The following is a 25,527-nucleotide window of genomic DNA, read 5'->3' as shown; positions in this document are numbered from 1 at the left end:
ATTTAGTTTTGTTTTCGTTGTCATGTTAGAAAGCCACCGTTAATGATGCCTGCACGTTACGAGGGCTCAAAGGGCGATAGAAAGCCGATCCTACAAACGCAAACGACAACACTTCTTTGTCGAAAAGGTTATCTACGTTTAACCGTAAGCTCACATTTTCAGGCATACCGAAGGGGTTCACACCACCTAAATCCACATAGGCACTTACTGTGGTGTAGCTGTCCATTTCGTAGGTCTCAGCATAGTCGGTAAAACGACTGCTGGTATATTTCGCCGACACATTTGCTACTATCCATTCTGTTGGCTCATAGGTAATGCCACCTGTCATCACCCAATCTGGGCTATCAGCTAAGGCGCTGCCTTCGGGGTTACTGCCAAAACCGTCTACTAAGCTGGCATTTTTGTACGAGATATTAGCGTTCATATATAACTGTTTTTTGAACACTTCAGGCTGATAAACACCTGACAATTCAAATCCGTAGGCTTCTGAAGCGCCGCCATTAATATAAAAGCTCTCAGGCTGACCAGTCGCGGGGTTTAACACGTTACTAGCAAACAGACGATTATCAAAGCGGGTATAGAATAACGCTAATGCCGCGTTAAAGTTTTCTTTGTTGGTACGGTAACCTAATTCAAGGTTATCGGCTTCTTCACCTTCAGGAGTATCGGGTTCAAAGCTAACCGCATTGTCATAAATATCGTCTGTACCATTAGGTAGCGCGTAGTTTTTCGAGTAAGACGCAAAAACTTGGTCGGTGTCGTTTAGGGTATATACCGCGCCTATTGAAGGTAAGAAATGGTTGCTAAACTTGCCGCCCACAGACTGGGGGCCATAACCTGCTTCACCATCAATTTCGTAGTCGTCATAATCACGATACCCATCTAGGGAATAATCAACACTTAAAGATTTAATACCCAATTCAAGCTTCAAGTTGTCGTCCATTAAGCTAATGGTATCTTTCACGTACAACTGCGTAGTTTCACGGACCGAGGTGTAGTCTCGGCGATAATATGCCACCTCGTCCCAAATCACGTCACCATCAGCACTACCGCCGGTTTTATTTAACCGCTGTTGCGTACGGTGGTAAGTGTCTTTTTCTTGCCAGCCACCAAATTGAATATCGTGGGCATCGAGTTCTAAGCTGAAATCAGCAACGAAGCCTTTTCTATCGCCCCCTACTGACGATAAACCATATTGCACACCCCGTGGGTGCACCACATCTAGCCCTGCGGCTGCCTGATCTTCGTAAATACTTAAGGTGTTACTATAAGAATCGGGAGAAACACCATAACCATCTTTGTCTTCAAAATAATAAGTACCGGTAAACAACAAGTTATCTAGCAGGTAGGTTTCAAGCTGGGCAGAATAGAGTTTATCGTCACGAACGTTTACGCGATCTTCGTAGTAACTTGTACAATTACTACCGGTAAACACAGGGGTAAAATCGCTTTCATCCGCTACCCCATCTTGGTTGAAATCGTAAACACCCGTTAATGGGGCAATACAGCCTTCAGGAATGGCATCTAGGTAGCTGTAATAATAGTTATCATCAAAAGTCGCTTCGGTACCTGATGGCGAATCGTAATCAAAAAAGTCGTTTGCTACATAACTAACGGTAAATTTCGTTTCGTCACTAAAGGCATAAATTGCTTTACCTTCAATGTGCTCTCTGTCGATGGTACCGGGCCCGCGCCATAAATCACTGTCGGTTTTCGAGCGACTCACATAGGCTTTGAAACCATTTATGTCGCCGGTTTCCAGCTTAACAAAAGAGCGATTTAAATCATCATCGCCAATGGTGTAAGAGACCATGCCACCAGCTTCGTCAGACGGGTCAACCGAATAGTAAGAAGCTATAGGCCCTAAGGTAGAATAACTTGGTGCGGAAACATCACCGGCACCTGGAGATGCCACAACAGACGCTAAGTTCTCGTTATCTACGTATCTGAAAATAGGGCTTCCGCCGAAAGCATCTGAACGCCCCATGGGTACGCCGTTCAATACAAAGCCCATTTGGCTTAAGTTGAATGCGCGCACATTCACAGAGTTTCCAAACTCATATAATCCTAATGCACCGTCCGTTTGCACATTAAAACCAGGTAAACTTTCTAACATTTTGAGCCCAGATATACCACCTGGGGCCGACAACAACGCTTCTCGCGTAACGGCTAGCGTATTGGTTACTTCACCAGTACCAATTGCTACCTCGGTAGTAGAGATACGACGACCTACTACTTGAATCTTTTCTTCTTCAGTTTCAGCACTGGCGGTTTCACTTTCCTGTGCATACGCAGGGCTGACGGCAAACATTGCCGCAATAGATACACTTAATAGTGTGGGACGGAACGGTGTATTTGTTTTTATCATGAGTGTTTCCTGCTGTGACTGCAACTACGTACCAACTCGGAGGAAAACCAAGTGGGAGTTCAATCAACACGTCACAATAAACATACCAACAACGTTAGACTTTAGTATAAATTCAAGGGTTATTTTAATCAGCCTAGTATTTGTCTGGCCTGACAAACTCATCTGATGAGTTTCATCTTAATCGTTTTTGAAAATATCTTTTCACAATGGCGTTATTTCCTCTTTGGCAATGCACCAAGAGATCGCTAGTGACAATGAGAGGTGCACCACAACAGTGATCTCTTGACTTGAAAACTTAAAGCACTCTTAATTTTTTAAAGGCGAAGATATAGTGCGCTGCAGCGGTATTGGTTTTAGTTTGAAAACTATTGCAAGGAAAAAGCACAACATGAAATCAGAGAAAGTAAATGCTTAGGCAAGGCCCCCACTTTAGCCCTTGAAATGAAGCGGGCTTATGTTGAAGACCTTGCATTAGTAATACGCTTTTCAATAAAGCGTTGAAACGTTAAAAAAGCCTATTTAAAGGCAGCTAGCTTAAGCCAATTTAGCATTAAAAAATGCAATAGTTCTAGACCATGCTAACTCAGCATTGTCTTTATCAAACCGCCCCGTGGAATCATTATGAAAACCATGGTTCGCGTTTTTATACATATGCATTTCGTACGCAACATCATTGGCTTTTAAATCTTCTTCGTATTCTGGCCAGGTGGCGTTTACTCGCTCGTCTAATTCACCGAGTTGAATAAGTAAAGGGGCCTCAATATTTTTACGCAATTCCTTAGCTGCTGGGGTACCGTAAAAAGGTACACCTGCATCTATAAGACTGCTATCGACGGCAGCTAGATAGTTCACCATATAACCACCGAAACAAAAGCCCACGGCGCCTAGTTTTCCGCTAGATAATTCATGCGCTTTGATAAATTCAGCGGCGGCTACAAAATCATATTCTATTTTTGAACGCTCGAGGGTTCGCTGCATAGCACGCCCTTCATCATCATTGCCAGGGTAGCCTCCTAGTGGAAACAAGGCATCGGGAGCAAACGCAATAAAACCTGCCTTCGCCAGCCTTCTGGCCACATCTTTAACGTAAGGATTTAGCCCTCGGTTTTCGTGTATTACCAATACCACCGGTGCTTTCTTTTGTGTGGTTTCATCTTGTGTTAAAGCGTTTGGTATCACTAAATACCCTTTACCTTCTCCGTGCCCTTTGGGTGAAGCAAAGGTTTCGTAAGTTGCGGTAATATCAGGGTCATTAAAAGATATTTGTTCAGCCATCGCGTAGTTAGGCAATAATGCAGAGGTTAGGAAAGACATGGAATAACCAAGGGCAACTAGTCCTGTTAGCTTGGTCATGAATGTGCGTCTGTCCATGCCGCCGTGAGCATAAGCGTCGTACCAATCGAAAGCTTCTTGTGGAATGGTTTTGTTTTCCTGTTGAGGGCTGTTTTCCCGCTGAAGGCTCATAGTTAGTCCTTAGTTTTAGAAAGTGGTAGGGCTAGGTAAATACATTGCTAGTTAATAACTAAATAAGTGTGAGTGTCCAGAATAATATCCAATATATTACGAGAGTAGACGGGATTTTGCGTCATATCGCATTTATGGCGAAGGTAGTCGTAAATGCAGTGCAAATAAGTTTCATTACTACAAAGAAGCCGTTAACGTTACTGCGTTAATATCATTTCGATACCCATTATTTCGATACGTCATTATGATGTATCACACCATGAGGCTTATATGGCAACGTTAAAAGAACAAACTGAAGCGAAGGTTGAAGCTGGCCGTAAAGGCAACCCAGATTTCATGAAAGGGGTAGACGCAGAAATAGCTAAAGCTAAGTCATTTCAGCAAGGCAGTGATGCGTTAGCAATTGGTGCTAAAGCACCTGAATTCACGCTACCAGATGCAAAAGCGAATACTGTTTCACTCTCCACCCTTTTAAACCAAGGGCCTGTTGTAGTCACTTTTTATCGCGGAAGTTGGTGCCCTTATTGTAATTTACAGCTTAGAGCTCTTCAGTCTCGATTAGCCGATATAAAACAGCTAGGGGCAACCCTAGTGGCTATAAGCCCGCAGGTGCCAGATGATTCGCTTAGTGAAGATGAAATTAGCAAGATGGATTTTATCGTATTGTCAGATCAAAGTGCCAAAGTTGCAGGTAAGTACGGCGTAGCATGGGAAGTGCCTGAATTTCTCATTGAGCACATGAAAAACGATAGGCAACTCGATCTAGAAACCATCAACAACGGTAATGGTAACATTCTGCCTATTCCAGCCACCTTTGTGCTCAATCAAAGTGGCGACGTAACCTGGCGTTATGTAGATGTTGATTATAGAACTCGTTCAGAGCCGCAAGATATTATTGATGCACTTAAAAGTATGTAAGCCAATTTGGCCTGCAGTCTAGTAAGTAAGATACTTGGTATTGGAAGCTAAATGTAAAACAGCAAAAAGGTGGCCATGGCCACCTTTTTTAGATTATGTGCTGAGCAACAACAATGTAAACGAAAACTTCATGCTCAGGCTTCAATTTACCAACTTATTACTTTTTTGTATTTGCTGCAGCCAAATCGATAATTTCAACGTTGGTATTAAATTTACCGTTAGTTAGCACGTTGTTCATTTTATCTGGGTCTTCCGCATAATCTTGCACAAAGGCTAAGATATTTTGATCATTACAAGTAATATTTTCAGCAATATAGCTTTTACTCAAACCAGAATCTTTAATTGATTTGTGCAGTTGAATTTTACTGCCTTGTGCTGCAACAACACATAATTTAGAAGACACTGAATCGTCTGCTGCAAATAATGAATCTGCTGCGCTTGCCATGCCAATAGTAGATAAAGAAAGTGTAATTGTAGCTAGTGTTTTAGTGAAAGTGTTCATCATTGTCATCCTTTAGGTTAAGTCGAAGTTAATTTTGCAACCTAAATGCCAACAAAACAAAAATAAATAAAATCAAAAACTTAACAAACAAACAACACTCCTACTGCTTCGCGCTCGATATTCAAATGACTTAAAATTAGTTTTTTTGACCAAAAATTAGCCATAATGAAACCCCCTTCACTTATATCTTTAAGAAATTTTCATAAAATAGTAAATCAAAAAAATATGGCGACTGAACTAACTTAAATTAATCAGAAATCTCGGCTATTAATAACCCTTATTAAAATAAGAATTAATTATAATTTAAAGGTGAATAGTAAAGCGTAAAAATTTAAATTTTTATACAACAATCAATCATGATCTCATTAGTTATTTGATTAGTATTTTTAAAGGGGAATTAACCGCATTGAAAATCACTTACGGAGATTAATGACATGTTAACACGAAGGAATTTCATAAAAGCTGGTGCTGGAGCAGGAGCGGTGCTAGGTCTTGGTTCTATTATGAGTTCAACAGCTGCGGCACAGGAACTTAAGCTCAAGACTTCTACAGGGCCGTTAATGCCCACCCTTGGGGAAATCGAAAAAGGCGCGAGCTTACCCATCAATTCGATGACAAGCAGTAAACATTATCGCCCCAAATACCGAATGGGATTAGGTGGGCTTGCTGCGGGAAATGGCTTCAATACCATTTCAAGCGATGAAGAAATTCTGCAAATGCTTAATACGGCATGGGATTCGGGAATTAGGCACTACGATACATCACCTTTCTATGGCTTAAGTTTAAGTGAAAGGCGCTACGGCGATTTACTGCGCAATAAAGAGCGGGATGAATACGTGCTTTCGTCGAAAGTAGGTAGGCTATTGACCGCGTCATCGAAGCCATTAGAAAACAGTTGGCACTGGGCTGATCACTCACCGTTTCATTACCGCTATGATTACACAGCATCAGGCACTCGTCGCTCTATTGAAGATTCATTGCAGCGCATCGGCGTTTCATCACTTGATATAGTATACATTCACGACTTATCGCCTCAAAACAGTGACATGGGTGAAGATTGGGTGCATTACTTTGATCAAGCCGCTAAAGGGGCAATTCCTGAATTAGCGAAGATGCGCGACGAGGGTATTATTAAAGGATGGGGATTTGGCATTAATACTCCCCATGCGGCATACAAAGCCCTTGAAATATCAGACCCCGATATATTTTTGTTAGCCTTACAGTATTCCATATTGGATCATGATGAAGCCTTAAAGAAAACCTTTCCGTTGCTGGATAAGCGCGATATGTCTGTAGTAGTAGGCGCCCCATTAAATGGCGGTTTCTTAGCTGGTAGAAACCGATTTAACTATTCGAGCAAAATTCCGAATACCATGTCACAGAAGTTTGCTGCTATTAACACTGTTGCCATAAAACACGGTATTGATATGAAAACAGCTGCACTTCAGTTTGCTGAAGCCCCAGATACTGTCTCTGCCATTATTCCTGGTGCTCGCACCATGGAGCAAGTCACCGCGAACATTAAGGCGATGAAAGTGAAAATTCCAACTGAGTTTTGGCGTGAGTTGAAGTCTAAAAACCTTATCGCGCAGAACGCTCCCGTTCCTAGCTAAATGCGCTTAAGATAATCGGTCTTAAGATAAATTCACGCTAGTTTGAAAACTTTTTCTGCTTTCAATTTATCGATAAAGGTAAAGTGAAGCGTTCTGTAGGAAATTGGTGGAATAGGTAGGCATTCATAGATTTATTTTTAATACATAAGATAAGTTAGCGTGCCTATCTTTCCTTCACACTCGCCATAAATTCTTCTGACGCCATTTCTACCAATCGGCTTTTCGTGCGCTTAAATTCAAACATAAGCGAGCCACTGGTATAAATTTCATCTTGAGGAACGTAAGACGTTATTACCAAGTTAGTTTTACTGTCGTAACATTCATCTACCAATGCAATAAACCGGCGTAATGCATCATCCATAGGTGCTAAAACCACTTCCCGCTCTCCGGTTTCAGCAGAGGCGATGTTAATATTCGAACCGTTATCTTCAGTGCCCCGCGCTTTAATTCGCTCGTACGCCTGGCCACTCATAGGTGGCACGTTGAACACTAATATGGTTTTGTACAACTTGGCTAATTCTACATAATCAAAGTGGCTTCGCGGCCCTTCACACAATGCCGAAAAATTGAAACAAACTGCCTTATGACTTATACCTAAGTTATTTTTATCCGCGTCACTTCGAGCGATGATATCAATAGTTCGCCCTAACACGGTTATACTTGAAGGCGTGCTATTAAATGTTAATTCGAACTGACGAAGTAGGGTTTGATGCAATGCCGCCTGCGCTTGCAATGGCTTAGGTAATTCGAAATAACGTTGAATGTATGTAAGCGCACGCTTTCTATGGTCTTGTTTGCCATCTAAGTGCAGTATGTTTAAATGAGCTTCGATTGCCGCAATAGCCGGCAAAAAGCGTGCACGCTGCAAACCATTTCGATAAAGCTCGTTTGGCGCACAATTGCTGGTACACACCACCACCATGTTAAGTTCAAACATATATTGCAGTAAGTTACCAAGTAACATGGCATCGCCAATATCAGACACAAAGAACTCATCGAAACACAACACCTTGTACTGCTTACTTAGCTGCTTCGCAATATGGCGCAAAGGCTCTGACTTACCGGACAGCTCGGTGAGCCGCTTATGCACATCCTGCATGAAATGATGGAAGTGTTGCCGTTTGCACAGGGAGCTTGTCAAACTCGCGTCTAGCAAGTCCATCAAAAAGGTTTTGCCCCGCCCTACTTTGCCCCACAGATATATACCTTTACTCTGTAGTTGCGTACTTTTGTGAGAAGCGTTTTCGTGAACCTGCTGTAATGAAAGGTACAGCTGCTGTAGCAATGCAATGGCGTGTTGTTGAGAGGGATCTTTTTGAAGCTTTCCCGAATCGACTAGTGCTTGATATTTGGTAAGCGGCGAGGAATGTAGCATACAGGTTTAATATGGTGTCTTGCCGAGGAAGATAGCGTTACGCACAGTTTAAATCTTCATGCTTTTGCACACTTAACACGGTGCAAAGCGTAACGCCCAATAGTTATGAGTTCACGGTTAAGAGGTTTTGCCCCACACAGAACTTGGCTTATTAGTTTTCTCTTTGGCTTTTTTGGCCTGAATATCCGCTTTTACGTTCTCGCGTACTTGCTCTTTTGTATGCGCTGTTTTTTTCGCATCAGGGCGATACTTCTTCACCATGCCCTGTAATAAGTTACGCACGACTTGGTCGCCAGCCACTTTATAGTTTCTGTGATCTGGTTTTCTGAAAAAAGCTGAAAGCTCGTTTTTGCTTAATCTAAAATCAGCCATTTGAAGCGCGTTAATCATATCTTCGTCTTTGTAGCTCATAGCAATACGAATTTTTCGAAGCACTTCATTGTTACTTAAACGCTCACCGGATTTTAAAATAACAGGCTCAACACCTTCTTGCTTGCCACGTCTTTTAATGATTAAGCCATCTAAGAACAAAGAGATGATTTTATCTCTGCAAGGCAAATAGCCCTCTTCACCTTCTTTTTTCATAATTGAATGAAGGTAATCTACATCCATGTCGTAGTCTACTAACTTGAAAATACCAATAGCAGCGGTATCGTTAATTGCCAAAGCAAAGCGTAGGCGTCGTAGAACATCATTGTGGATCATGGTTTTTCGTCTTAATCTAGAAGTGGCTCATTTATTATGGCGTAGTTTATCGCAATGGCTAATAGACCGCGAATTAAAACCACTGGTTTACGTGAATTGATGAGGCTTGACGTTCAATTTGCGCTATTTACGATAATAAATCGATCCTAAATGGTGGTTTTCATCTTTAAACCACTACAGCAGTTCTTTATTGGGCGTACTTATGACACCAACAAATAGAAGTAAACATAGAGCAAGAAAACCCTTTTACATGCTTTTTGCCTTAGTGGCATTAAGCTTCTTAGCAGGCTGTGCCAACAAGGGCCCGCAAATTAATATTGATGAAAGCCAGAACTTTGCCGAAATAGATACGTTTTTTGTTCGACCGCCACTTAATAGCTTGAACCCCGAAATAGAAAGCCAACTCACATCGGCTATTAGCCGAGCACTTATCGCCAAGGGGCTCAAGCCTTCGCCTGAAGAAGGTGCAGATGTACTGGTAGGTTTCCTTCCTTCAACTGCCAGTGAAGAAAATGACACACGACTAAACCTAGGCTTAGGCACGGGTGTATTTGGCCGTTCTGGCGGTATTTCCCTTGGCAGTATTTTCAGTGTACCTATTGGTGAGCGCGTGACCCAATATCAAAACCTTCAAATTGATGTGGTACGTGGCGATACGTTTATTTACAGTGCAGTGGGCAGTGTAGAGGTAGAGTCTACCGATGCCGTCACTATCCAAAATAAACTAAGCGAGTTAGTGGTCAGTTTACTTGAAGCCTTTCCAGCAAAATAAACGTCATTTATATGAAGCAAATGGCATAATGGGAGTAATTAGCTTGCTTGTTATGAGATTTTTCTTGTATTCATTGCAGGCTATGAACTCTAAACAGAAGGTTTTTTATGAAAGTTATACTCTTTGCTATCACCCTTTTTCTTACCGGATGTGCAAGTACGAATGGCATAGCCGTTTTCTCTTTTACAAATGCTGAAGTCCAATCATTGCTTAATAAGCAAATGCCGAATTTGACTGAAAACGTTAATCTTATGGGCTTGCCCGTACAGCTAAATGTGAACGATATAAATGTGAATATCGGCCCTGATAATCGCGATGTTATATCCCTTGGTTTAGACACAGGTGCAGAAATTAATGCTTTCGCGTTCAAATACCCTGTTCGCTTAACCTTTAAGATTGAAGGCAGCCCTTACTATGACAGTGAGCAAAAAGCCGTATTCCTGCGCAATCTTAATTTGTTAGATTCAAGTGTAGAAGCGGGTAGCTACAAAGGGAACTTAAAGCCTTTAAACAACGAAGTGATGAACTTACTCAACGCTTTTCTGGCTGCTAACCCTGTTTATAAACTAGATATGAATAACCCCAAAGTGGCACTATTGAGTAAAGTACCGCTAGACATGAAAGTTGTTGAAGGTGCTGTTCAATTGGTACCAAGAAACTGGAACAACTAATCAATAATGATAATAATAAGAAGAAGATAACGCATGAAGATTAGCTCAACACTGCTTCAAATAGCCCCCCGATTAGTGGCTATAGGCACCTTAGCGCTTGTATCTACACCAGTGCCAGTGCTGATGGCCGCACAGACTTCTAACGCTGAACCTATTGTTCAGCCAGCTCCGTTAGTGTCGATTGCCAGCCACGATAGCTTTTTTGACAGTATACGCGCGCTATGCGGAAAAGCGTTTGCTGGAAAAATAACGGTTGATAACCAGCCTACTAGCAGCATGGCAGATCAACCTTTGGTCATGCATGTTCGCCGCTGTACAGACACCGTGTTACATATTCCCTTCCACATAGGCGACAATGCGTCTAGAACGTGGATAATCACTAAAACGGGCTCTGGATTATCGCTTAAGCATGATCATCGACATGAAGATGGTAGCTATTCGGAATCGACCATGTACGGCGGTCATACCCTCGATGCTGGTTGGCCCCAGGTCCAATCTTTCCCCGCCGACGCCTACTCTAAAGCCTTGTTTGCAAAAAGTGGCATTCCCCAATCAAGCTCCAATATTTGGCAAATGTTTATTTACCCGGAAACCTTTACCTACCGATTGATTAGAGAAGGCAGAGAGTTCCGGGTAGATTTTGATTTAACCCAATCAATACCCGTACCGGCAGCACCATGGGGCTACGCTGACTAAGTTTGGTTTACAAGAATGTGGCGCCTTGCATTACTTGCTCAGGTGTGGGGCGCATACCTTAGCCGTTTGTTTAGCATCAAAAATTTCAATCCAGTAATCATCTGGATCTCTAATAAATGCGATACCTTTCATCGAACCATCATTAGGGCGTTTTTGAAAAGGGACATCTAGCGCTTCAAATCTTTCACATGCAGCATCTAGATTCGGTACGTGAAAGCCAATATGACCAAAGCCTTTTGGTTCACTATTGCCATTATGATAGTCAACACTATCTGCGGTATCCCCCCAATTGTGAGTGAGCTCTAGCATGGCAGGCCTTCCAAAAGTTTGGGCGGTGCGCTCACTATCGTCTTCGCTGATATCAGAAAAATCATCACCCGCCGCTAAGAAATAAAGGCTAAATTTCATCTCTTCAAAATCAAGGCGTTTCAACAATGTCATGCCCATTACTCGCGTGTAAAAATCGAGTGAGCGTGCAGGGTCGGCAATACGCAACATCGTTTGGTTGAAAACAAAGCCTTCGGTGGCTTTATCTTTGTCTTCACATAACCCTTGAGCGTTATCAAAGTGTCGGCTCATTGAAATAGTATCCTTATAGTTAAGTGGCCAAGTGGCTTCATTTGTAGTTTAAGTGGGGGCAATCAAAGCAATAGACAACAATAAAAGCAGTAACAGATGATTTATTGTACAACCACTTAGACTATTTGACCTTTGATAGCACTATATTCACTCTGTTAGTAGAAAGCTTGAGCATTTATACTCTGTTCATTCAGTTGTTTTAACCCGAACCCATAGCAAATGCGCTTTTTCGTTTTCACTCTGTTATTAATTGTGCTTACTTCTGCCCATGCGCAGCAGGCTAGCCCCTTGCCTTCTGCGGATAAAGCTTCATTTCAGCGCGCTGATGCACTCCTTTCAAAAGCACAATTAGCACAAGATTCCTCACCAAAACGCAGTACTATATGGGCTAATCAAGCCTTGGAACTTTCACAAGAAATAGACGACTTCAGCACTACTGCACAAGCGCATTTTCTACTTGGAAAATTATCGATTCGAACCGGTCAAAACAAAACGTCACAGCACCATTTTTTTGCAGCTTCAGCCATATTCGAAAAGCTCAACGATACGGAAAATTACATATTGTCGTATGCGGGCTATATCGATGTATTGGTGAAAGATAAACAGTTAACCAAAGCAGAAAACGCTATTGCAACGCTGGTACCTTTGGCTTTTCAATATGGTGAAGCTTTTCCTATCGCCATCACATTAAGGGCCAAGGGCGATTACCATTTTGCAAAAACTCAATACTCTATTGCGGTTGTACAATACTTGATGGCCATTGAATACCTGACCGCCAACGAAAGTCACATTCAAAAGCTAAACGCAAGAACCCACGTAAGAATTGCAGAGGCCTACAAGCGATTAGAGAACCGAGAAAAAACCGCCGAACATTACGGAATAGCCTTAGCCGTATTTACTGATTTAAATGAAGTAAAGTCTATGGCGCGTACGCTCAATACACTGGCCGAAGCAGAGCGATACCTAGGGAATTTAGTGCTTGCACTAGACTATGCATTAAGAAGCTTGGCCCTTCACGGGCAAATAGATGATGCTAAAGGCCGTGCTAAAGCGTTAATGGGAGCGGGAATTATTTACCGCCACATTGGTCGTTATGAACAGTCTTTAAAGCACGTTCACCAGGCTCATCGATATTATAAGAAGGTTAATAATGCAACGGGCATTGCTAAAACGTCGAACCAGATAGGTCATATTTATTTTAGATTAGAACAATTCGACCAAGCCCGTTCATTTTACATGCTGTCTATTAGCTTGCCAGAGGAAAAAGTCGAGCCCAAAACCCTTGCTACCGCGCTTAGAGAAAGCGCGATTATTGATTGGAAAAAGGGTGACTATGCATCGGCAACAACGTTAGCGAAAAAAGCAGATAATATTTATCGAAAAAGCAACGACAAGGCAAAGCAATCAATAACCCAGAGAATAATGGCGAACATTCAACGAGACGAAAATAACGTTTCAAGCGCACTCAATTACTATAGAGAATCACTGGATTTAGCCACAGAGATAGAAAGTGATTTTTACCAAATTAAAACCCTTATTCCATTAGCTACCATGCTTTTTGATACTGACATGGAAGAGGCCATAACACTGTTAAAAACAGCCGCAACATTAGCACACAAGAATGGCTACAAAGCCTTTATGTTAGAGAGTTATCGTTATTTACGTTTAGCAGAGAAAAGCAGAGGCAATACAGCAGCATCATTACAATACGCTGAACAAGAAATTGCATTGAGCGAAGTTATTCAAGAAGACAATAATAACAACGAACTCGCGCTTGAAAAAGCTAAACTACACTCTTTAAGACTAGAAATAGAATTAGAAACTCTGCGAGAAAAAACCAAACTCGACAAGCTCGAGTTGGCTAGAAAGAACAATGAAATTGAGATAGCCCAACAAGCCACCACTATTTCAGAATTAGAACTAACTAAAAACAGATATGCCAGTGTCGCTTTAGCATTATTGTTAGCCGTCTGCTTAATACTGGTACTGCTTATTTATCGACGCTTTATGGTATCGAAACAACGCAACCAAGAACTGGGCTACTTAGCCACACGCGATCCATTGACGAACAGCTTTAATCGCCGTGTCCTATTTGATTTAATGAAACGGGATTTTGCAAGAAATCCGCAGCCAGAAGACTACTGCGTAATAATGGTAGACATCGACTACTTTAAATCTATCAATGATAATTACGGGCATACCATAGGTGACTCGGTGCTTCGCGGGGTTGCTAATACCTTACAAAGCTGCGTTCGCCAAAACGATGTGGTCGCACGATTTGGTGGAGAGGAGTTCTGTATTGTATTGCCAGATACCTCCTCTCACCAAGCTATGCGCATAGCTGAAAATTTACGAGAAACTATTCAAGTTCGTCGCTTTGATGATATCGCGGTGACCTGTAGCCTAGGCGTTTCATCTATTCGCTTTGATGCGAAAACGCCATCTGAACTCATAGACCAAGCCGATCTCGCCCTATTTAAGTCGAAATCGCTAGGCCGTAATCAGGTGACGTTATGGAGCGAAGCTCTCGCTAGAGCGCAGGACTAACGCCATTACACTACGGTAATGACATCTTCCATTGGCAAACGAGCCTTGGGTAAACCGTGGTTCCAGTCTTGCTCTTCGTCGGCATAGCCAAGTGCTAGCGCCACTTCACAAATATGACCGTCTAGTTCTTCGCTAAACAGCTCACCAATCAAGTCAGCATCTACGCCTTCCATCGGTGTAGACGCTATACCCAAGCGGGCTAATGTGTGAAGCAAGTTTCCAAACGCCAGATAAACCTGTGCTTTTGTCCATGCGCCATTGTAGCCGTTCTCATCTGTATTAGCTTCGGCAAAAGCGTAAGCACCCATAAACGATTCACGCATTGCTTCTGGTAAGTGACCAGACGCCACTTCTGCATCAACACGCTTAACAAATTTCTCTTTGGTAAACTTAGGGTCGTAAGCAAATAAGATGGTGTGCGATGCTTCTTTTGCATGCAGTTGGTTGAACTGATGCTTATTAGCAAAAGTGTCGTGTAGACGCTGCTTTGCACTGTCACTTTCAACGACAACAAACTTCCAAGGCTGCGAGTTTATTGAAGAAGCTGATAATCTTAGCGCTTCCAATATAATGGTTAAATCTTCTGAAGAAATACGTTTGCTACTGTCGTACTTTTTAACGGTATAGCGCTGGTTTAAATCACTGATAATTTGGTTAGACACAAGTAACTCCTAATATTTAATGCGAATACTTTAGATGCCGAGAAGTTTAACGAGTTATACTAAAGGCGATAAGCCCATTAATGATTGAATGAGTTTACACAAATTTTTGATAATGGAAGCGCAGGCTAATTGGCTACTTTTCACTGCAGCACTAGAAATAAGAGGCAGACAAAGGGAAATCGCGCTATTTTTGAAATAACTATCGATACAAAAGAGCAGTAATGACAGAGCAGCAGTCTCTATCAATTAAAAAGAATCTAACAATACGCCTGTTAAGAGTACTTAGGTACAACAAGGCAAGGGTAGAACGTGCACTTATGCTTATGCCTGCTGAGCACAAGCCGTTGTTTCATGTGCTGCCCTTTTTACTGCACGTAAATCATCCTGATCTTCCAGGCTATATTGAAGGTGAAGAGATCCCCTTTGGTATTCATAATTATTCATTTCGCGATGTTGTTGAAAATGCACTTTTGCAGTGTTTCCCAGAGAAGCGAGATTTGTTTGCTGATATAAAATCTCTGTGGCCTCGTCAGCGCGCTATTGATGCGTTAGTGCTCATGGGAAGTATTGGTACCATTGCACAAACTGACACCTCTGATTTCGACTATTGGGTGTGTGTCGATGGCAATCAACTCTCAGAAGCGTCGCTTAATAAACTACAAGAAAAGTTAACGGCCATTGAACGTTGGGCAGACAGCAAGTTCAGTATTGAAGTGCACTTCTTCCTGTCTGAAATTGATAATGTTCGACGCAACGATTTTGGCATTGCCGATGGAGAAAGCGCAGGCTCAGCCCAAGCGCTATTTCTTAAAGCTGAATTTTATACCACCAATATTGTTGTGGCAGGAAAAGCACCTTTTTGGTGGTTAACCCCAGAAAAAACCAATGACCAGCAATATACTGCATTAAAAAGTCATCTAGAAGACGGTGGTTCTCCAGATTTAAGCTGGTTTATGGATCTTGGCAACCTTGAAAGGCTCGACGCCAGTGAATTGTTCGGCGCTGCAATATGGCAGTTAAGCAAGGCCATGGACTCGCCGTTTAAGTCAGTACTGAAAATTGCGAAGTTAGAAGTTTACCTTGCTCATATTGAGCACGGTCAGCCCTTGTGTAGCTTGCTTAAAAAGCATGTTCATCGGGGTGCCGAAGCACCTGGACAAGTCGCGGTTATCGACCCTTATGCGCTAATGTTCGACCAACTTATTGAGCATTACGAAAAAGAGGGGCAGCCTGAAGACATGTTGTTACTTCAACAGTGCCTGTACCTCAAATGTAATTGCAAACTAAGCCAACCACCGCAACGTGGTGAAACCTCTACGTTTAAGCGCAAGATAATAGCGGCATATGCTAAGAAGTGGGGATGGACGAAACAAGACCTTTACCACTTAGATAATCAGCATGAATGGACGTTTCACGAACGGGTTCAATTAAGCCGACGTATTCATCGATTTCTTTTGAAATGCTATCGACGTATTTCAAGTCAGCTTGGTGCTGAACAACAAACCATGAGTAAAAAAGACATGACCGTACTAGGTCGTCGTCTTAGTACTTTTTATGGCAAGAAGCCTAACAAAATTGAGTTTCTACGCCGCGCGTTTGATGAAAACCTCTACTGCGACACGGTAACCGTGGCATTAAAGCAAAACAAAACAGGGCAAGAGATTTGGACTGTATATGCTACGGACACGCTCAGCAAGTCGGGAAAAATAGCGCAAAGTCAGAAAATAACGCAAACATTCTCTGCTATTGAGTTAATCGTATGGTGCGTAGCAAATCGTATTATCGACGCAAAAACCACCATCTATCTTGATTACAATGCCGGGGAGGTAAGTGAGCTGGATTTGAACGACTTATTGAAACATATTTGCCGCTACTTTCCGCCAATTAAAGTTTCTGCGCTGCAAAGAGAAAACCTACTAACTAGCGCTCGCGTTACAACCTGCCTAGCTATTGTGAATTTTAACACGCTCAGGCAAAAGGCGAGCGTTGAAGAAGTCTCAGTGTTGTACACCACATCGTGGGGCGAAACCTTTTTATTCCACGGGAAAGATGTGCTGGATACACTCTGGTTTGAGCTTGAAGAAACGGAGCCTGCCCCGCCCTGTTATGTCATGGTACCTCGCGGAAATCAGCAAGCTCGTATTCAGGGTGAGTTTTTAGAATCCACAGGTGTGAGTTTTTCCCTTATTCACTAAACCCGCCTTCTCTTTTCTACCCTTTCAATTGTGTACTTGTCTTTTTGCTAAACTGCCACTGTGCCAATACATGCCATGTGATTACTTTTCTGGCGCCTGAAAAAGCTAATATTTTTTTGTTTATCTAGGTATGCTAGAAAACGAATCTACGTATTACATTATGGCGCTACTATGCTTAATATTAAAACCAAAAAATCCGCTCTGCCCTTTGTTTTGTCAGTAACCTTACCGTGTACCCTGTTAAGTGCCTGTACTAATGTTACTAGTACTCACGTTGCTGATACTCATGTTGCTAGCACTACGCAAGCTGTAACGTCATTAGATAAGAAACTCACCGCAGAACAATTAATCGAGTCCCTTGATTTAACCGGCCACGTTGAAGGCGGCTTCTTTCGCCAAACGTTTAAAGCAGATCACAGGCCGCTAATAAGTACAGATAACGGCGAAAGAGTGAATATGACCTCTATTTATTACCTGCTAAGTGCCAAATCCCCTATTGGGCATTTTCATATGAATCGCTCTGACATCATGCATTACTTTCACATGGGAGACCCTATTACGTATTACCTCATTAACCAAGATGGCAGCCTTGAAACTCATGTATTAGGGCCCGATCCGACGCAAGGCCATAAGATGCAAATGGTGGTGAAAGGCGGAACTTGGAAGGCATCAAAAATACTGACTACAGGCCCGTATGGTTATGGCCTTATAGGGGAAGCGGTAGCGCCTGGCTTCGAATATATCGATATGCAATTAGGCGAACGAGCAGAGTTAATTAAGCAATTTCCTCAACACGATGAACTCATTACTTCATTAACGCGATAGGTGAATTAACTCAACGTATTCGAAGCTAAAGACTAAGCGAGCTTATACCTAAAATGCTTGTACCTCTTTGCGCTTATGTTTGCACTCGTGGAAAAAATCAAAAAGAAAGAAGGGAATGCCTTCCCTTCTTTTATTAAATATTGATGCTTGAATTCCCACTGCTATAGTAGGGCTTTACCTAACAAGCAACCTAACTATTACCCTAAAAGCATTACCCTAAAAAGCAATTTACCCTACAACTACATCAACTATAAAAATATAAAGGTTAACTATGAGCCCACGTACTGTCGCATTTTCAAGAACACGTTTAACTGAGCTAATGGTACCTTCATTTGCCAACTTTGGCGGAAAAGTCCATGGCGGTATTATCTTGTCTTTAATGGATAAAGTGGCCTACGCCTGTGCCAGTAAACATGCCGGCGCCTATTGCGTAACGGTTACGGTAGATGGCGTTGAGTTTTTACAGCCTGTGGAAGTGGGCGAATTATTATCGCTAGACGCTACCGTGCACTACGTTGGCAACACTTCTTTGGTGGTTGGTATAAAAGTCACGTCTGAGAATATCAAGAACAATAAAGTGAAGCACACCAACAACAGTTTTTTCACTATGGTCGCTAAAGACGACAACGGTGTGCCGGTAAAAGTGCCAGAATTGGAACTCAGCAACCCGCACGAAATGCGCCACTTTGTAACAACGATTAAGCGTAATAAAGTAAAACGTGAAGCGCAGGCTAGAATACAAAAAGAACACGACGACTTCATTCCAAAAGCAGATTTTGTATTGCTTGATAACCAGCGCTGTACCATTACTTTCGATAAAGATGCGTCTTATACCCAAGAGTAAGATACAAAAAAGCCCTTGGTGTTTTGTAACAACCAAGGGCTTTTATTAATGCTTACACGGGTATGCGCTAGCTTATAATCCAGCGTGGTACTGGCTTACTGTGGAAGCTGGCACCATACTATTTAGCGTATCTTCTACCTGCTTATCACCGGCCAATAGCTGTTCGAATTGTCGAATTAACGCTACTTTGTCTGGCGATACTTTGTCTCCCGCACCAATGTTGGTTAAATCAATCATAAAGCCGTCGAACAAGTCAGATAAATCGTTCATGACTTCCATATTTAAGAACTGATCTTCGTTATAAATGCTCGGATAACCGGCTTTTTGTTTATCGATGGCGAACGACATACCTTTCATATTAGTAATGCTGGTTGATTTGTCGCAAGAGAGCATACACCCGTTATCGATACGCGGTTTTTCGCAACCTACACTTTGCTGGAAGAAACACTGTCTGCTGGTCATCAACAATATAGGATGATAAATGCTGTAGAACAGTTTGAAGTTTTCAGGCCGTGCAATGTTCTTCATTTGCATTCGATTTAACTCGTTTGAAATAAACGCACCATGACAATCGAAGTCTTCTTTCATGGCCATCAATGCATACGAGTTAGTGGTATTTAAGAAAGGCCCTGCAATCCACTTAATACCTAGTTCATTCGCTTTAAAGGCAATTCCAGTATTGTTGGTCACAATTAATGGCGGCATAACTTGTTCAAGTATGTTCACTGCCACATCGTAGTCTTTACCAATAAGCACTGCGGGGAACCAAGGTATCAAACGTGGGTTATCTTTTAAGAAACCAACATACTTGGTGCAATTGCGCTTGTAGGCATCAGGTAATTTAAAGTAAATGTCAGCATCCGTTGCATCGGCTAAATGCACGTCTGCCTCATCACAGATTAGCAACGAAAGCGCTGGCGGCTTATCGGCTTCGCTTTTAGGGTAACTCGTGAGTTTTGGTAATATCACTTCAGGTATTAACGACTGTTCACCATTAAGCTGCTTCATGGCTTCGTTTTTAAGCGCCGTTACATCGCGAAATGGCAAACTAAGGCCAGTACCTAATTGCTCAAGTTCAAGGCCACTAATACTGTATTCGCCCGTGCCTAAACTTCTAAAACGTTTCTCTAACAAGGTTTCGTCTAACGCGTTTTTCTCGCTTTTAGACAACACACCTTCAGAACGCAGCGTAATGGTTTTAGGGGCAATTGAATTGATGTCGTCTTTAACAGAGCCGCCTTCAGTATTAGTCGACTGGCCAGCTGCTAAACCATGGGTTTTAATAGTGAGGGTTAAACAACTTCCCTCTTCACCCGAAAACACTAGCGTAGTAGGTATTTTATCGATAGATAAATACTGAATTTTTTCTCTTACCAAGTCGTGTAGTTCGTTCTTTTCTTGATAAAGGGTTTGTTTCACTTCTTGTATTTGCACCACTGAAATACGGTTAACATCTTTGGAAGACGCATCGCTTGTGCTCTCCGTTTGAACCGCTTTTTCGATGGCATGATTTTTTGAGTTATCGCGTGGATTATCAATAAACATCGATTGATTCAAATCGCCACGCAAGAACGCGTTAGAAAAGTCTCGGTTAAATACCTTATAAAGGCGTTCGCCGTCTTCTAATAATTCACCGGTTTCCAAAAAGCCATCAATCTGCTTTCTAAAACTGTCGATGACTGTATGAACGTAACTTGCGCCTTTAATCCGACCCTCTACTTTAAACGAGTACACGCCAGCTTCTATTAATGCTGGCAGGTCGAAAAACGCCGAGTTATCTTTAATATTTAACGGGAAGTTATGTCCAGATTCTGTGGTTTCGTATTCTTCGCGGCAAGCCTGACTGCAACGGCCTCGGTTACCCGAGTTCCCCGCACTGGCAGAGGTTGAATAACATAAACCTGAAAACGCCACACATAAAGAACCATGCACAAACACTTCGGTTAGCACGTCATGCTCGCGGCTAACCTTGGCAATGGCAGTAATTTCTCGTAGGTTCAACTCTCTAGATAAGTTAACCCGTGATGCCCCTAGCTTTTTAAGAAAAGGTATTTGCCCCACGTTATGTGTAGTCATCTGGGTAGAAGCATGAATATCTAATGTAGGAAAATGCTTTTTGATAAGGTTGAACATACCAATATCTTGCACAATCACACCATCAAGCGTGGTATTAACCAATTTACTTAATAGCTTGGCAAGCGTTGGAAATTCTTTTTCCAGAATAACGATATTCAACGTCAGAAATATTTCGCAGTCATACTGATGCGCCAATCGAATAACGCCAATTAACGCATCGAATGAAATATTAGACGCACGATTTCGAGCGTTAAAATTATCTAACCCGCAGTACACCGCGTTGGCGCCTGCAATAATGGCGGCTTTAATCGCATCAACATCGCCACCTGGGGCTAATAATTCAATTTTCGGATTCGTGTGAGTACTGTTCATCTAGATGCTATATTGTGGGAAACTTTATGCCGAGGATTTTACCTACATATTTGCCCAATGAATATCATAACGGCAGATTAATCGAGGTAAATGGAGATAAAACCCCCAATGCCAGAAGCAAAATCAGAATTCGCGACTGAATTTTCACAACAACATGGTGTTAAACCCGAGTCTCGCAGGGATCAGCGCCCCATACTCTACTCTTTACGCAATTGCCCTTATGCAATGCGCGGAAGAATTGGTTTATATAAAGCGGCGCAAGACGTTGAAGTGCGCGAAGTGGTGTTAAGCAATAAACCTGATGCCATGATTGAGGCCTCAGCTAAAGGTACCGTGCCCACGCTAGTATTGCCAAATGCAGACGGCACCAATACAGTAATAGATGAAAGCTTAGATGTGATGCTATGGGCCCTGCATCAAAACGATCCCGAAGACCTACTGCATCAGCAAGACACTGCCGCCCTGCCTGCCATGCTAGCATTAATTGCAACATTCGATGATGGATTCAAAACTCAGTTAAATGCCTACAAATGCGCTAAACGTTATCGTGAAAACAACGTAGTTGAGTGCAGGCAAGCCTGCGAGGCATACATCCAAGATTTGGAAGACCGTTTAGGTGGTGGTAACACTGATGGAGGTTTGGAAGAAGGCCAATCGAAGGGATTTATTTTCGGCGCAAAAGAAAGCTTAGCAGACATCGCCCTACTACCGTTCATTCGTCAGTTTTCGAAAGTTGAACGAAAGTGGTATCGAGAATCGCCCTACCCAAACCTAAAGCAGTGGCTAAACGGGTATTTGCAAAGTGTTATGTTTAATAAGGTGATGACACAGTATGAATTGTGGAAGCCCTAAACTAATAATTTAAACGGCTGTCAACATAACAGTTAACAGCCTGAATATTGAGATTTTAAGGGTTGTTTTACAACTAACCACTCTTTAGCAACTTAGCCGCTAATTTACCTCAATTTGAAACTTGCCATCTCGTATGAAAGTAGACAGCGCGCCATTAGGGCCTGCCATCATCGTCATAGGCACTATGGAAAAAGGCTCATCATTTTTGCGATACAACGTAACTTCGTCCCCTTCGAGTAACGCGATTGTTCCTTCTAATAGCATTTTTCTTTGCGGTTCGGCCTGCTTCAATGCGCTTTTCAATCCATCTATCGCTTCTGCGCGCAAATCATCAAGGCTTTTCTCGTCAGTAACTTGTGGGGCAAACAACCTATCAACCAACCCATCCTCTTCTAACGAAAGGGTAAACTCACCAATTTCTATCGCCGCCATTAAGTGTTGTGCCATAAGTTCGGGCGCTGCTGATATTGGGGCTTTTGTGAAAAGGTCGGTAGAAAGTGAAATGCGTCCTGCGTCTTCCACATCGAAGGTCAGCTCTTTAATACGGTATTCATTGTCATCTTCGTTTACTTCAAAAGCAAAACGTTGATCTAAGGTTTTCCCTTCTTTCATCAGCATGTGAACTAAAATTTCTTGAATATCATCGGGCGTATCATCAACACCATGACCTTTATATTCAGAAAACGAGACGCCAGAAAAGTGCACTTCTCCTTCAGTAGAGTCTTCTAATTTTTCTTCGAAACCTGAAAGGGCAACGTTTTTAACCACAATATGCCCTTGCCTGTCATCACCAATGCGAATGTCATCAATGGACACATCACCAAAAATAGTCGCACTCACATCGCCGTAAGAAACTTGAGTGGTAGCAGGAAGATCGGCAATCATTTCATCTACTGCGTCTTTAGCTTTTGCTGAAGCATAAATATTGCCGCCTACATAACAAACGCCTAGTACTACCACTACGCCGAAGGCCAGCTTGGTGTTTTTACTCATTTACGTATCCTTTCTTTTACTTCTATCTCAATTTCTACGTTATCAAGATACAACCACGTCAACCTTGCTACGTAAGCGCAACAAGCAATACCACTGATTGCTAAAATGAATGTAATGAAGCCATGGTAACGAATTTTAACGCAAAGGTATGCTGAAGATTTAGCACCCGCATGCCATCGCTCAAAGCCGCAATAGGCATAAGCTTATGTTTGAAATAAGTGAATATAGAAAATAACCGGTCGTGGGGAATAAAGGAGCAAGAGGACAAGGGAGAGAAAGAAGATAAAGGAAGGAAAGAAAGCAAGAAAGCTAAGAGATACGGGTTTTAAACAAAGACTTCCGGTGTGTAATATCCAGTTCATAGCTTTCAATAAGCCTAACTTGCGTATTTATTTCTTTTACTGCGTTAGCAACATTTGCCAATGAAAGCAGGGCTAAAAGCCACCCCACCGGTGATGAGATTGTTCGTACTACTCGCTGCGCTATACCTAAAAGATGACCAACAATAGTGAGTCCTGCGGCATAAAGTTTAGCTTGAAAGCCATACTGGGTTCTATCAAAACTAATATGGTGGGGCTGAGCCATAGGATCTATGCAGCAAAACTGATCAAAGTCATTATCATGAGCAAAGCAAGCTTTAGAGGGAGCGCCATAATGAAATACATTCCCCTTTAGATACGACATGCCTGAATAAACAATATCAAACGCTTTCACTACACTTAAATAACATGTTCGTGCTTTTTTGCTAATGTAACGTGCAATGTTCGCAATCACTTCCTTTGTTTTTTCAAGCACAAGTTTTACTGCGCCAAACAGCCAACTTACCATTCGCTTTAATCCGTCGAAAATACCATTGGCTAGCTTGTTAAACTGCGCTCTTAACATATTTTGCTTACTTTTACTTTGCCATAATTGGTTTACCGAAGCGTTTAAACTTTCATTGTCACTCTCAGTCACTTCTACATCGGTGGAAAGCGCAGAGAATGCCGCCATTAAATAAGCATTTAGTGGGTGGCCGCTGGTGCTATTAGCGCTTTCGGTATTATTTTTTTTATCATTACTTTCATTGCTTAGGCTTACAACAGGGTAGTCAGAATAAAACTGTTTAATCGCAAGTTGAGTTTTTGAGACGCTAATAAAAGTGCGCTTTTTAAACCTTCTTGTAGCTCTTCTAATGGTTTGATCTTTCCCCGGTGAAATATCATAACCAAGCATCCAAAGCTCTATTCTGGCTATTGCTTCTATCGTTTTGGGGTACGCAGTCATTGCAGGGTCAAAGTATGTATTGTCGCTTAACGTCGCAACAATGTTGTCGTATTCAAACATGGCATTGAGTAAGTCCATATTTAATCCAGAACACGTGCTTTTTACTAATTTAAGTTGCTTGGCAAACCCACAAAACTGGTCAATCGCATGTTGAAAGTCGGCATTATCGCTGGGGTTGATTATGGTTTTAGTGTGAATGCGATGTGGTTCCCACTCAGAGAAAAAACCGAGGGTATAGAGGCGGCAATACGCCGCCCGCATCACTGCTTTGTTGTGTAGTACCCCATCTTTAAATAGCCAAACTTGGTGTTGATTTTCTGGTGTCGGTTGCTGTGATGGCCGCTGCATTGGTTGCCGGGATGGCCGCTGCATTGGTTGCCGGGATGACCGCTGTATTGGTTGCTGCGATAACTGCTGGGATAATTGCTGCCGTGACTGCTGCGATAACTGCTGGGATAATTGCTGCCGTGACTGCTGCCATGAGCTTCTCCATTCTTCACTAGAAGCATTTCGCCAAACATTTCCCCATAGCGCAGGACTTTGCTGATTTTCAAAGCTTACTAGGCACTCCAAAGCCTGCCATGTAAGCTTTCCGGCCCAACCGTCTTCGGTAATACCAGCATCATGTTGAAACTGCTTTATTTTTTTGATCAGAATGCGGTCAATTTGCGGGTTATGACGATTCGTAAATTTGTGCCCTTCGCCCAAGTAGCCTAGTTCAATTAAACGGGCTCTAATAGCGCGGATATAGGCAGAAGAATCAGTCTCATTAGGGTTATCAGAACCTAACGTTGCGTTGGGCAAATAATGCTTAGATACCGAAGCATCAAGACCCCTTCCCAACTTGTCGAGTATGCCAGATTTGTCGTCCATCACTACAAATCCGCAATTTCCCCTACGATAGATCTCACGAATTCGATAGATGCTGCTCGAGATTCAGCCCCCGCTAGCACCAAATCGGCATGAGCAAGTCGCTGTTCTTCGGTGATATCCTTATCGTAAAAAGCAACAATGTCGCCATCAATACTCGTTTGAGTACTAGCGAGTACCTTAACTGCCACCGTGGCGTTTCCCATTGCAGACGACATGACGTCATCAAACTTTAACGGCGCGGTATCCGCCGCGTTTAGTGTTACTGAGCCTTGAAATGTCACTACATCAAGTTTAGACAAATCACCAATACCGTCTGCCATGGTTTGCATTGCGTCTTTGAACTTTCCCATCATAAAATT

The 25,527-nt window shown here is 42.3% G+C and carries 20 protein-coding genes and 1 pseudogene; 10 read left to right on the top strand and 11 right to left on the bottom strand.

Translation table 11 applies throughout. From position 1 onward, the window contains the following. Nucleotides 1–25 precede the first annotated feature (25 nt). On the bottom strand, nt 26–2,368 hold the full coding sequence (locus J8L84_RS09205) for a TonB-dependent receptor (RefSeq protein WP_211070442.1): 2,343 nt from the start codon (nt 2,366–2,368) through the stop codon (nt 26–28). Between the two features lie 534 nt (nt 2,369–2,902). Continuing rightward, a complete protein-coding gene (locus J8L84_RS09200; RefSeq protein WP_211070441.1) occupies nt 2,903–3,832 on the bottom strand; it encodes a dienelactone hydrolase family protein in 930 nt (309 codons plus the stop codon). 270 nt (nt 3,833–4,102) lie between these two features. On the opposite strand from J8L84_RS09200, the gene J8L84_RS09195 reads away from it, so the two are divergent. After that, nucleotides 4,103–4,750 (top strand): peroxiredoxin-like family protein, encoded by a 648-nt coding sequence (locus tag J8L84_RS09195; RefSeq protein WP_211070440.1) that lies wholly within the window; start codon nt 4,103–4,105, stop codon nt 4,748–4,750. Nucleotides 4,751–4,907: 157 nt separating this feature from the next. Here the strand turns inward: J8L84_RS09195 and J8L84_RS09190 are convergent, their stop codons facing one another. Continuing rightward, nucleotides 4,908–5,255 (bottom strand): DUF3718 domain-containing protein, encoded by a 348-nt coding sequence (locus tag J8L84_RS09190; RefSeq protein WP_247670675.1) that lies wholly within the window; start codon nt 5,253–5,255, stop codon nt 4,908–4,910. A gap of 431 nt (nt 5,256–5,686) precedes the next feature. Between J8L84_RS09190 and J8L84_RS09185 the strand changes: the two genes are divergently transcribed. Next, nucleotides 5,687–6,865, top strand: coding sequence for an aldo/keto reductase (locus J8L84_RS09185; RefSeq protein WP_211070439.1), 1,179 nt, complete (start codon nt 5,687–5,689; stop codon nt 6,863–6,865). Between the two features lie 163 nt (nt 6,866–7,028). Here the strand turns inward: J8L84_RS09185 and zapE are convergent, their stop codons facing one another. Together zapE and J8L84_RS09175 are read right to left on the bottom strand one after the other, a co-directional pair. Further along, nucleotides 7,029–8,240 (bottom strand): cell division protein ZapE, encoded by a 1,212-nt coding sequence (gene zapE, locus J8L84_RS09180; RefSeq protein WP_211070438.1) that lies wholly within the window; start codon nt 8,238–8,240, stop codon nt 7,029–7,031. Nucleotides 8,241–8,357: 117 nt separating this feature from the next. Then, nucleotides 8,358–8,945, bottom strand: a complete 588-nt coding sequence (locus tag J8L84_RS09175) for a DUF1456 family protein (protein ID WP_211070437.1) — start codon at nt 8,943–8,945, stop codon at nt 8,358–8,360. 202 nt (nt 8,946–9,147) lie between these two features. On the opposite strand from J8L84_RS09175, the gene J8L84_RS09170 reads away from it, so the two are divergent. The 3 genes from J8L84_RS09170 (at nt 9,148) to J8L84_RS09160 (ending at nt 11,084) form a co-directional block, all read left to right on the top strand. Continuing rightward, nucleotides 9,148–9,717 (top strand): DUF4136 domain-containing protein, encoded by a 570-nt coding sequence (locus J8L84_RS09170; RefSeq protein WP_211070436.1) that lies wholly within the window; start codon nt 9,148–9,150, stop codon nt 9,715–9,717. Between the two features lie 107 nt (nt 9,718–9,824). Continuing rightward, entirely contained in the window at nt 9,825–10,388 is a 564-nt protein-coding gene (locus J8L84_RS09165; RefSeq protein WP_211070435.1) for a DUF1439 domain-containing protein, read from the top strand. A 123-nt stretch (nt 10,389–10,511) separates the two neighbouring features. Beyond that, a complete protein-coding gene (locus J8L84_RS09160; RefSeq protein WP_211070645.1) occupies nt 10,512–11,084 on the top strand; it encodes a hypothetical protein in 573 nt (190 codons plus the stop codon). 30 nt (nt 11,085–11,114) lie between these two features. Here the strand turns inward: J8L84_RS09160 and gloA are convergent, their stop codons facing one another. Continuing rightward, complete coding sequence (gloA, locus tag J8L84_RS09155; RefSeq protein ID WP_211070434.1) at nt 11,115–11,663, bottom strand: lactoylglutathione lyase; 549 nt, start codon at nt 11,661–11,663, stop codon at nt 11,115–11,117. 219 nt (nt 11,664–11,882) lie between these two features. Here gloA and J8L84_RS09150 point away from each other — a divergent pair, with 219 nt between their 5' ends. After that, on the top strand, nt 11,883–14,210 hold the full coding sequence (locus J8L84_RS09150; RefSeq protein WP_211070433.1) for a tetratricopeptide repeat-containing diguanylate cyclase: 2,328 nt from the start codon (nt 11,883–11,885) through the stop codon (nt 14,208–14,210). A 5-nt stretch (nt 14,211–14,215) separates the two neighbouring features. On the opposite strand, the gene J8L84_RS09145 is transcribed toward J8L84_RS09150, so the two are convergent. Beyond that, nucleotides 14,216–14,872 carry an NAD(P)H-dependent oxidoreductase gene (locus J8L84_RS09145; RefSeq protein ID WP_211070432.1) on the bottom strand — a complete coding sequence of 219 codons (657 nt, stop codon included), beginning with the start codon at nt 14,870–14,872 and terminating at the stop codon, nt 14,216–14,218. A gap of 221 nt (nt 14,873–15,093) precedes the next feature. On the opposite strand from J8L84_RS09145, the gene J8L84_RS09140 reads away from it, so the two are divergent. From J8L84_RS09140 to J8L84_RS09130, 3 genes and pseudogenes are all read left to right on the top strand, one after another. After that, nucleotides 15,094–17,067, top strand: a complete 1,974-nt coding sequence (locus tag J8L84_RS09140) for a class I adenylate cyclase (protein WP_211070431.1) — start codon at nt 15,094–15,096, stop codon at nt 17,065–17,067. A gap of 306 nt (nt 17,068–17,373) precedes the next feature. Then, a pseudogene (locus J8L84_RS09135) lies at nt 17,374–17,892 on the top strand (cupin domain-containing protein); the annotation flags it as partial. Between the two features lie 271 nt (nt 17,893–18,163). Beyond that, entirely contained in the window at nt 18,164–18,736 is a 573-nt protein-coding gene (locus J8L84_RS09130) for an acyl-CoA thioesterase (protein WP_211070429.1), read from the top strand. 72 nt (nt 18,737–18,808) lie between these two features. Here the strand turns inward: J8L84_RS09130 and J8L84_RS09125 are convergent, their stop codons facing one another. Beyond that, entirely contained in the window at nt 18,809–21,184 is a 2,376-nt protein-coding gene (locus J8L84_RS09125; protein ID WP_211070428.1) for a peptidase U32 family protein, read from the bottom strand. A gap of 108 nt (nt 21,185–21,292) precedes the next feature. On the opposite strand from J8L84_RS09125, the gene J8L84_RS09120 reads away from it, so the two are divergent. Beyond that, nucleotides 21,293–22,036, top strand: coding sequence for a glutathione S-transferase (locus J8L84_RS09120; RefSeq protein ID WP_211070427.1), 744 nt, complete (start codon nt 21,293–21,295; stop codon nt 22,034–22,036). Nucleotides 22,037–22,135: 99 nt separating this feature from the next. Here the strand turns inward: J8L84_RS09120 and J8L84_RS09115 are convergent, their stop codons facing one another. From J8L84_RS09115 to J8L84_RS09105, 3 genes are all read right to left on the bottom strand, one after another. Continuing rightward, nucleotides 22,136–23,029 (bottom strand): hypothetical protein, encoded by an 894-nt coding sequence (locus J8L84_RS09115; RefSeq protein ID WP_211070426.1) that lies wholly within the window; start codon nt 23,027–23,029, stop codon nt 22,136–22,138. A gap of 309 nt (nt 23,030–23,338) precedes the next feature. Further along, a complete protein-coding gene (locus J8L84_RS09110; protein WP_211070425.1) occupies nt 23,339–25,168 on the bottom strand; it encodes a peptidoglycan-binding domain-containing protein in 1,830 nt (609 codons plus the stop codon). A gap of 2 nt (nt 25,169–25,170) precedes the next feature. Continuing rightward, the gene (locus J8L84_RS09105; protein ID WP_138118201.1) at nt 25,171–25,521 is read right to left on the bottom strand and encodes a hypothetical protein; all 351 of its coding nucleotides are present in this window, start codon (nt 25,519–25,521) and stop codon (nt 25,171–25,173) included. Nucleotides 25,522–25,527 lie beyond the last annotated feature (6 nt).

Source organism: Alteromonas sp. MMG017 (genome assembly GCF_018100795.1).
Lineage (GTDB): Bacteria > Pseudomonadota > Gammaproteobacteria > Enterobacterales > Alteromonadaceae > Alteromonas.
The sequence above is the reverse complement of the archived record's forward strand: the minus strand, read 5'-3'. Positions and strand labels throughout refer to the sequence as shown.

Coding starts and splice junctions, on each gene's coding strand:
- J8L84_RS09205 (WP_211070442.1), bottom strand. CDS start 2,368: ATGATAAAAACAAATACACCGTTCCGTCCCACACTATTAAGTGTATCT.
- J8L84_RS09200 (WP_211070441.1), bottom strand. CDS start 3,832: ATGAGCCTTCAGCGGGAAAACAGCCCTCAACAGGAAAACAAAACCATT.
- J8L84_RS09195 (WP_211070440.1), top strand. CDS start 4,103: ATGGCAACGTTAAAAGAACAAACTGAAGCGAAGGTTGAAGCTGGCCGT.
- J8L84_RS09190 (WP_247670675.1), bottom strand. CDS start 5,255: ATGATGAACACTTTCACTAAAACACTAGCTACAATTACACTTTCTTTA.
- J8L84_RS09185 (WP_211070439.1), top strand. CDS start 5,687: ATGTTAACACGAAGGAATTTCATAAAAGCTGGTGCTGGAGCAGGAGCG.
- zapE (WP_211070438.1), bottom strand. CDS start 8,240: ATGCTACATTCCTCGCCGCTTACCAAATATCAAGCACTAGTCGATTCG.
- J8L84_RS09175 (WP_211070437.1), bottom strand. CDS start 8,945: ATGATCCACAATGATGTTCTACGACGCCTACGCTTTGCTTTGGCAATT.
- J8L84_RS09170 (WP_211070436.1), top strand. CDS start 9,148: ATGACACCAACAAATAGAAGTAAACATAGAGCAAGAAAACCCTTTTAC.
- J8L84_RS09165 (WP_211070435.1), top strand. CDS start 9,825: ATGAAAGTTATACTCTTTGCTATCACCCTTTTTCTTACCGGATGTGCA.
- J8L84_RS09160 (WP_211070645.1), top strand. CDS start 10,512: ATGGCCGCACAGACTTCTAACGCTGAACCTATTGTTCAGCCAGCTCCG.
- gloA (WP_211070434.1), bottom strand. CDS start 11,663: ATGAGCCGACACTTTGATAACGCTCAAGGGTTATGTGAAGACAAAGAT.
- J8L84_RS09150 (WP_211070433.1), top strand. CDS start 11,883: ATGCGCTTTTTCGTTTTCACTCTGTTATTAATTGTGCTTACTTCTGCC.
- J8L84_RS09140 (WP_211070431.1), top strand. CDS start 15,094: ATGACAGAGCAGCAGTCTCTATCAATTAAAAAGAATCTAACAATACGC.
- J8L84_RS09130 (WP_211070429.1), top strand. CDS start 18,164: ATGAGCCCACGTACTGTCGCATTTTCAAGAACACGTTTAACTGAGCTA.
- J8L84_RS09125 (WP_211070428.1), bottom strand. CDS start 21,184: ATGAACAGTACTCACACGAATCCGAAAATTGAATTATTAGCCCCAGGT.
- J8L84_RS09120 (WP_211070427.1), top strand. CDS start 21,293: ATGCCAGAAGCAAAATCAGAATTCGCGACTGAATTTTCACAACAACAT.
- J8L84_RS09115 (WP_211070426.1), bottom strand. CDS start 23,029: ATGAGTAAAAACACCAAGCTGGCCTTCGGCGTAGTGGTAGTACTAGGC.
- J8L84_RS09110 (WP_211070425.1), bottom strand. CDS start 25,168: ATGGACGACAAATCTGGCATACTCGACAAGTTGGGAAGGGGTCTTGAT.
- J8L84_RS09105 (WP_138118201.1), bottom strand. CDS start 25,521: ATGATGGGAAAGTTCAAAGACGCAATGCAAACCATGGCAGACGGTATT.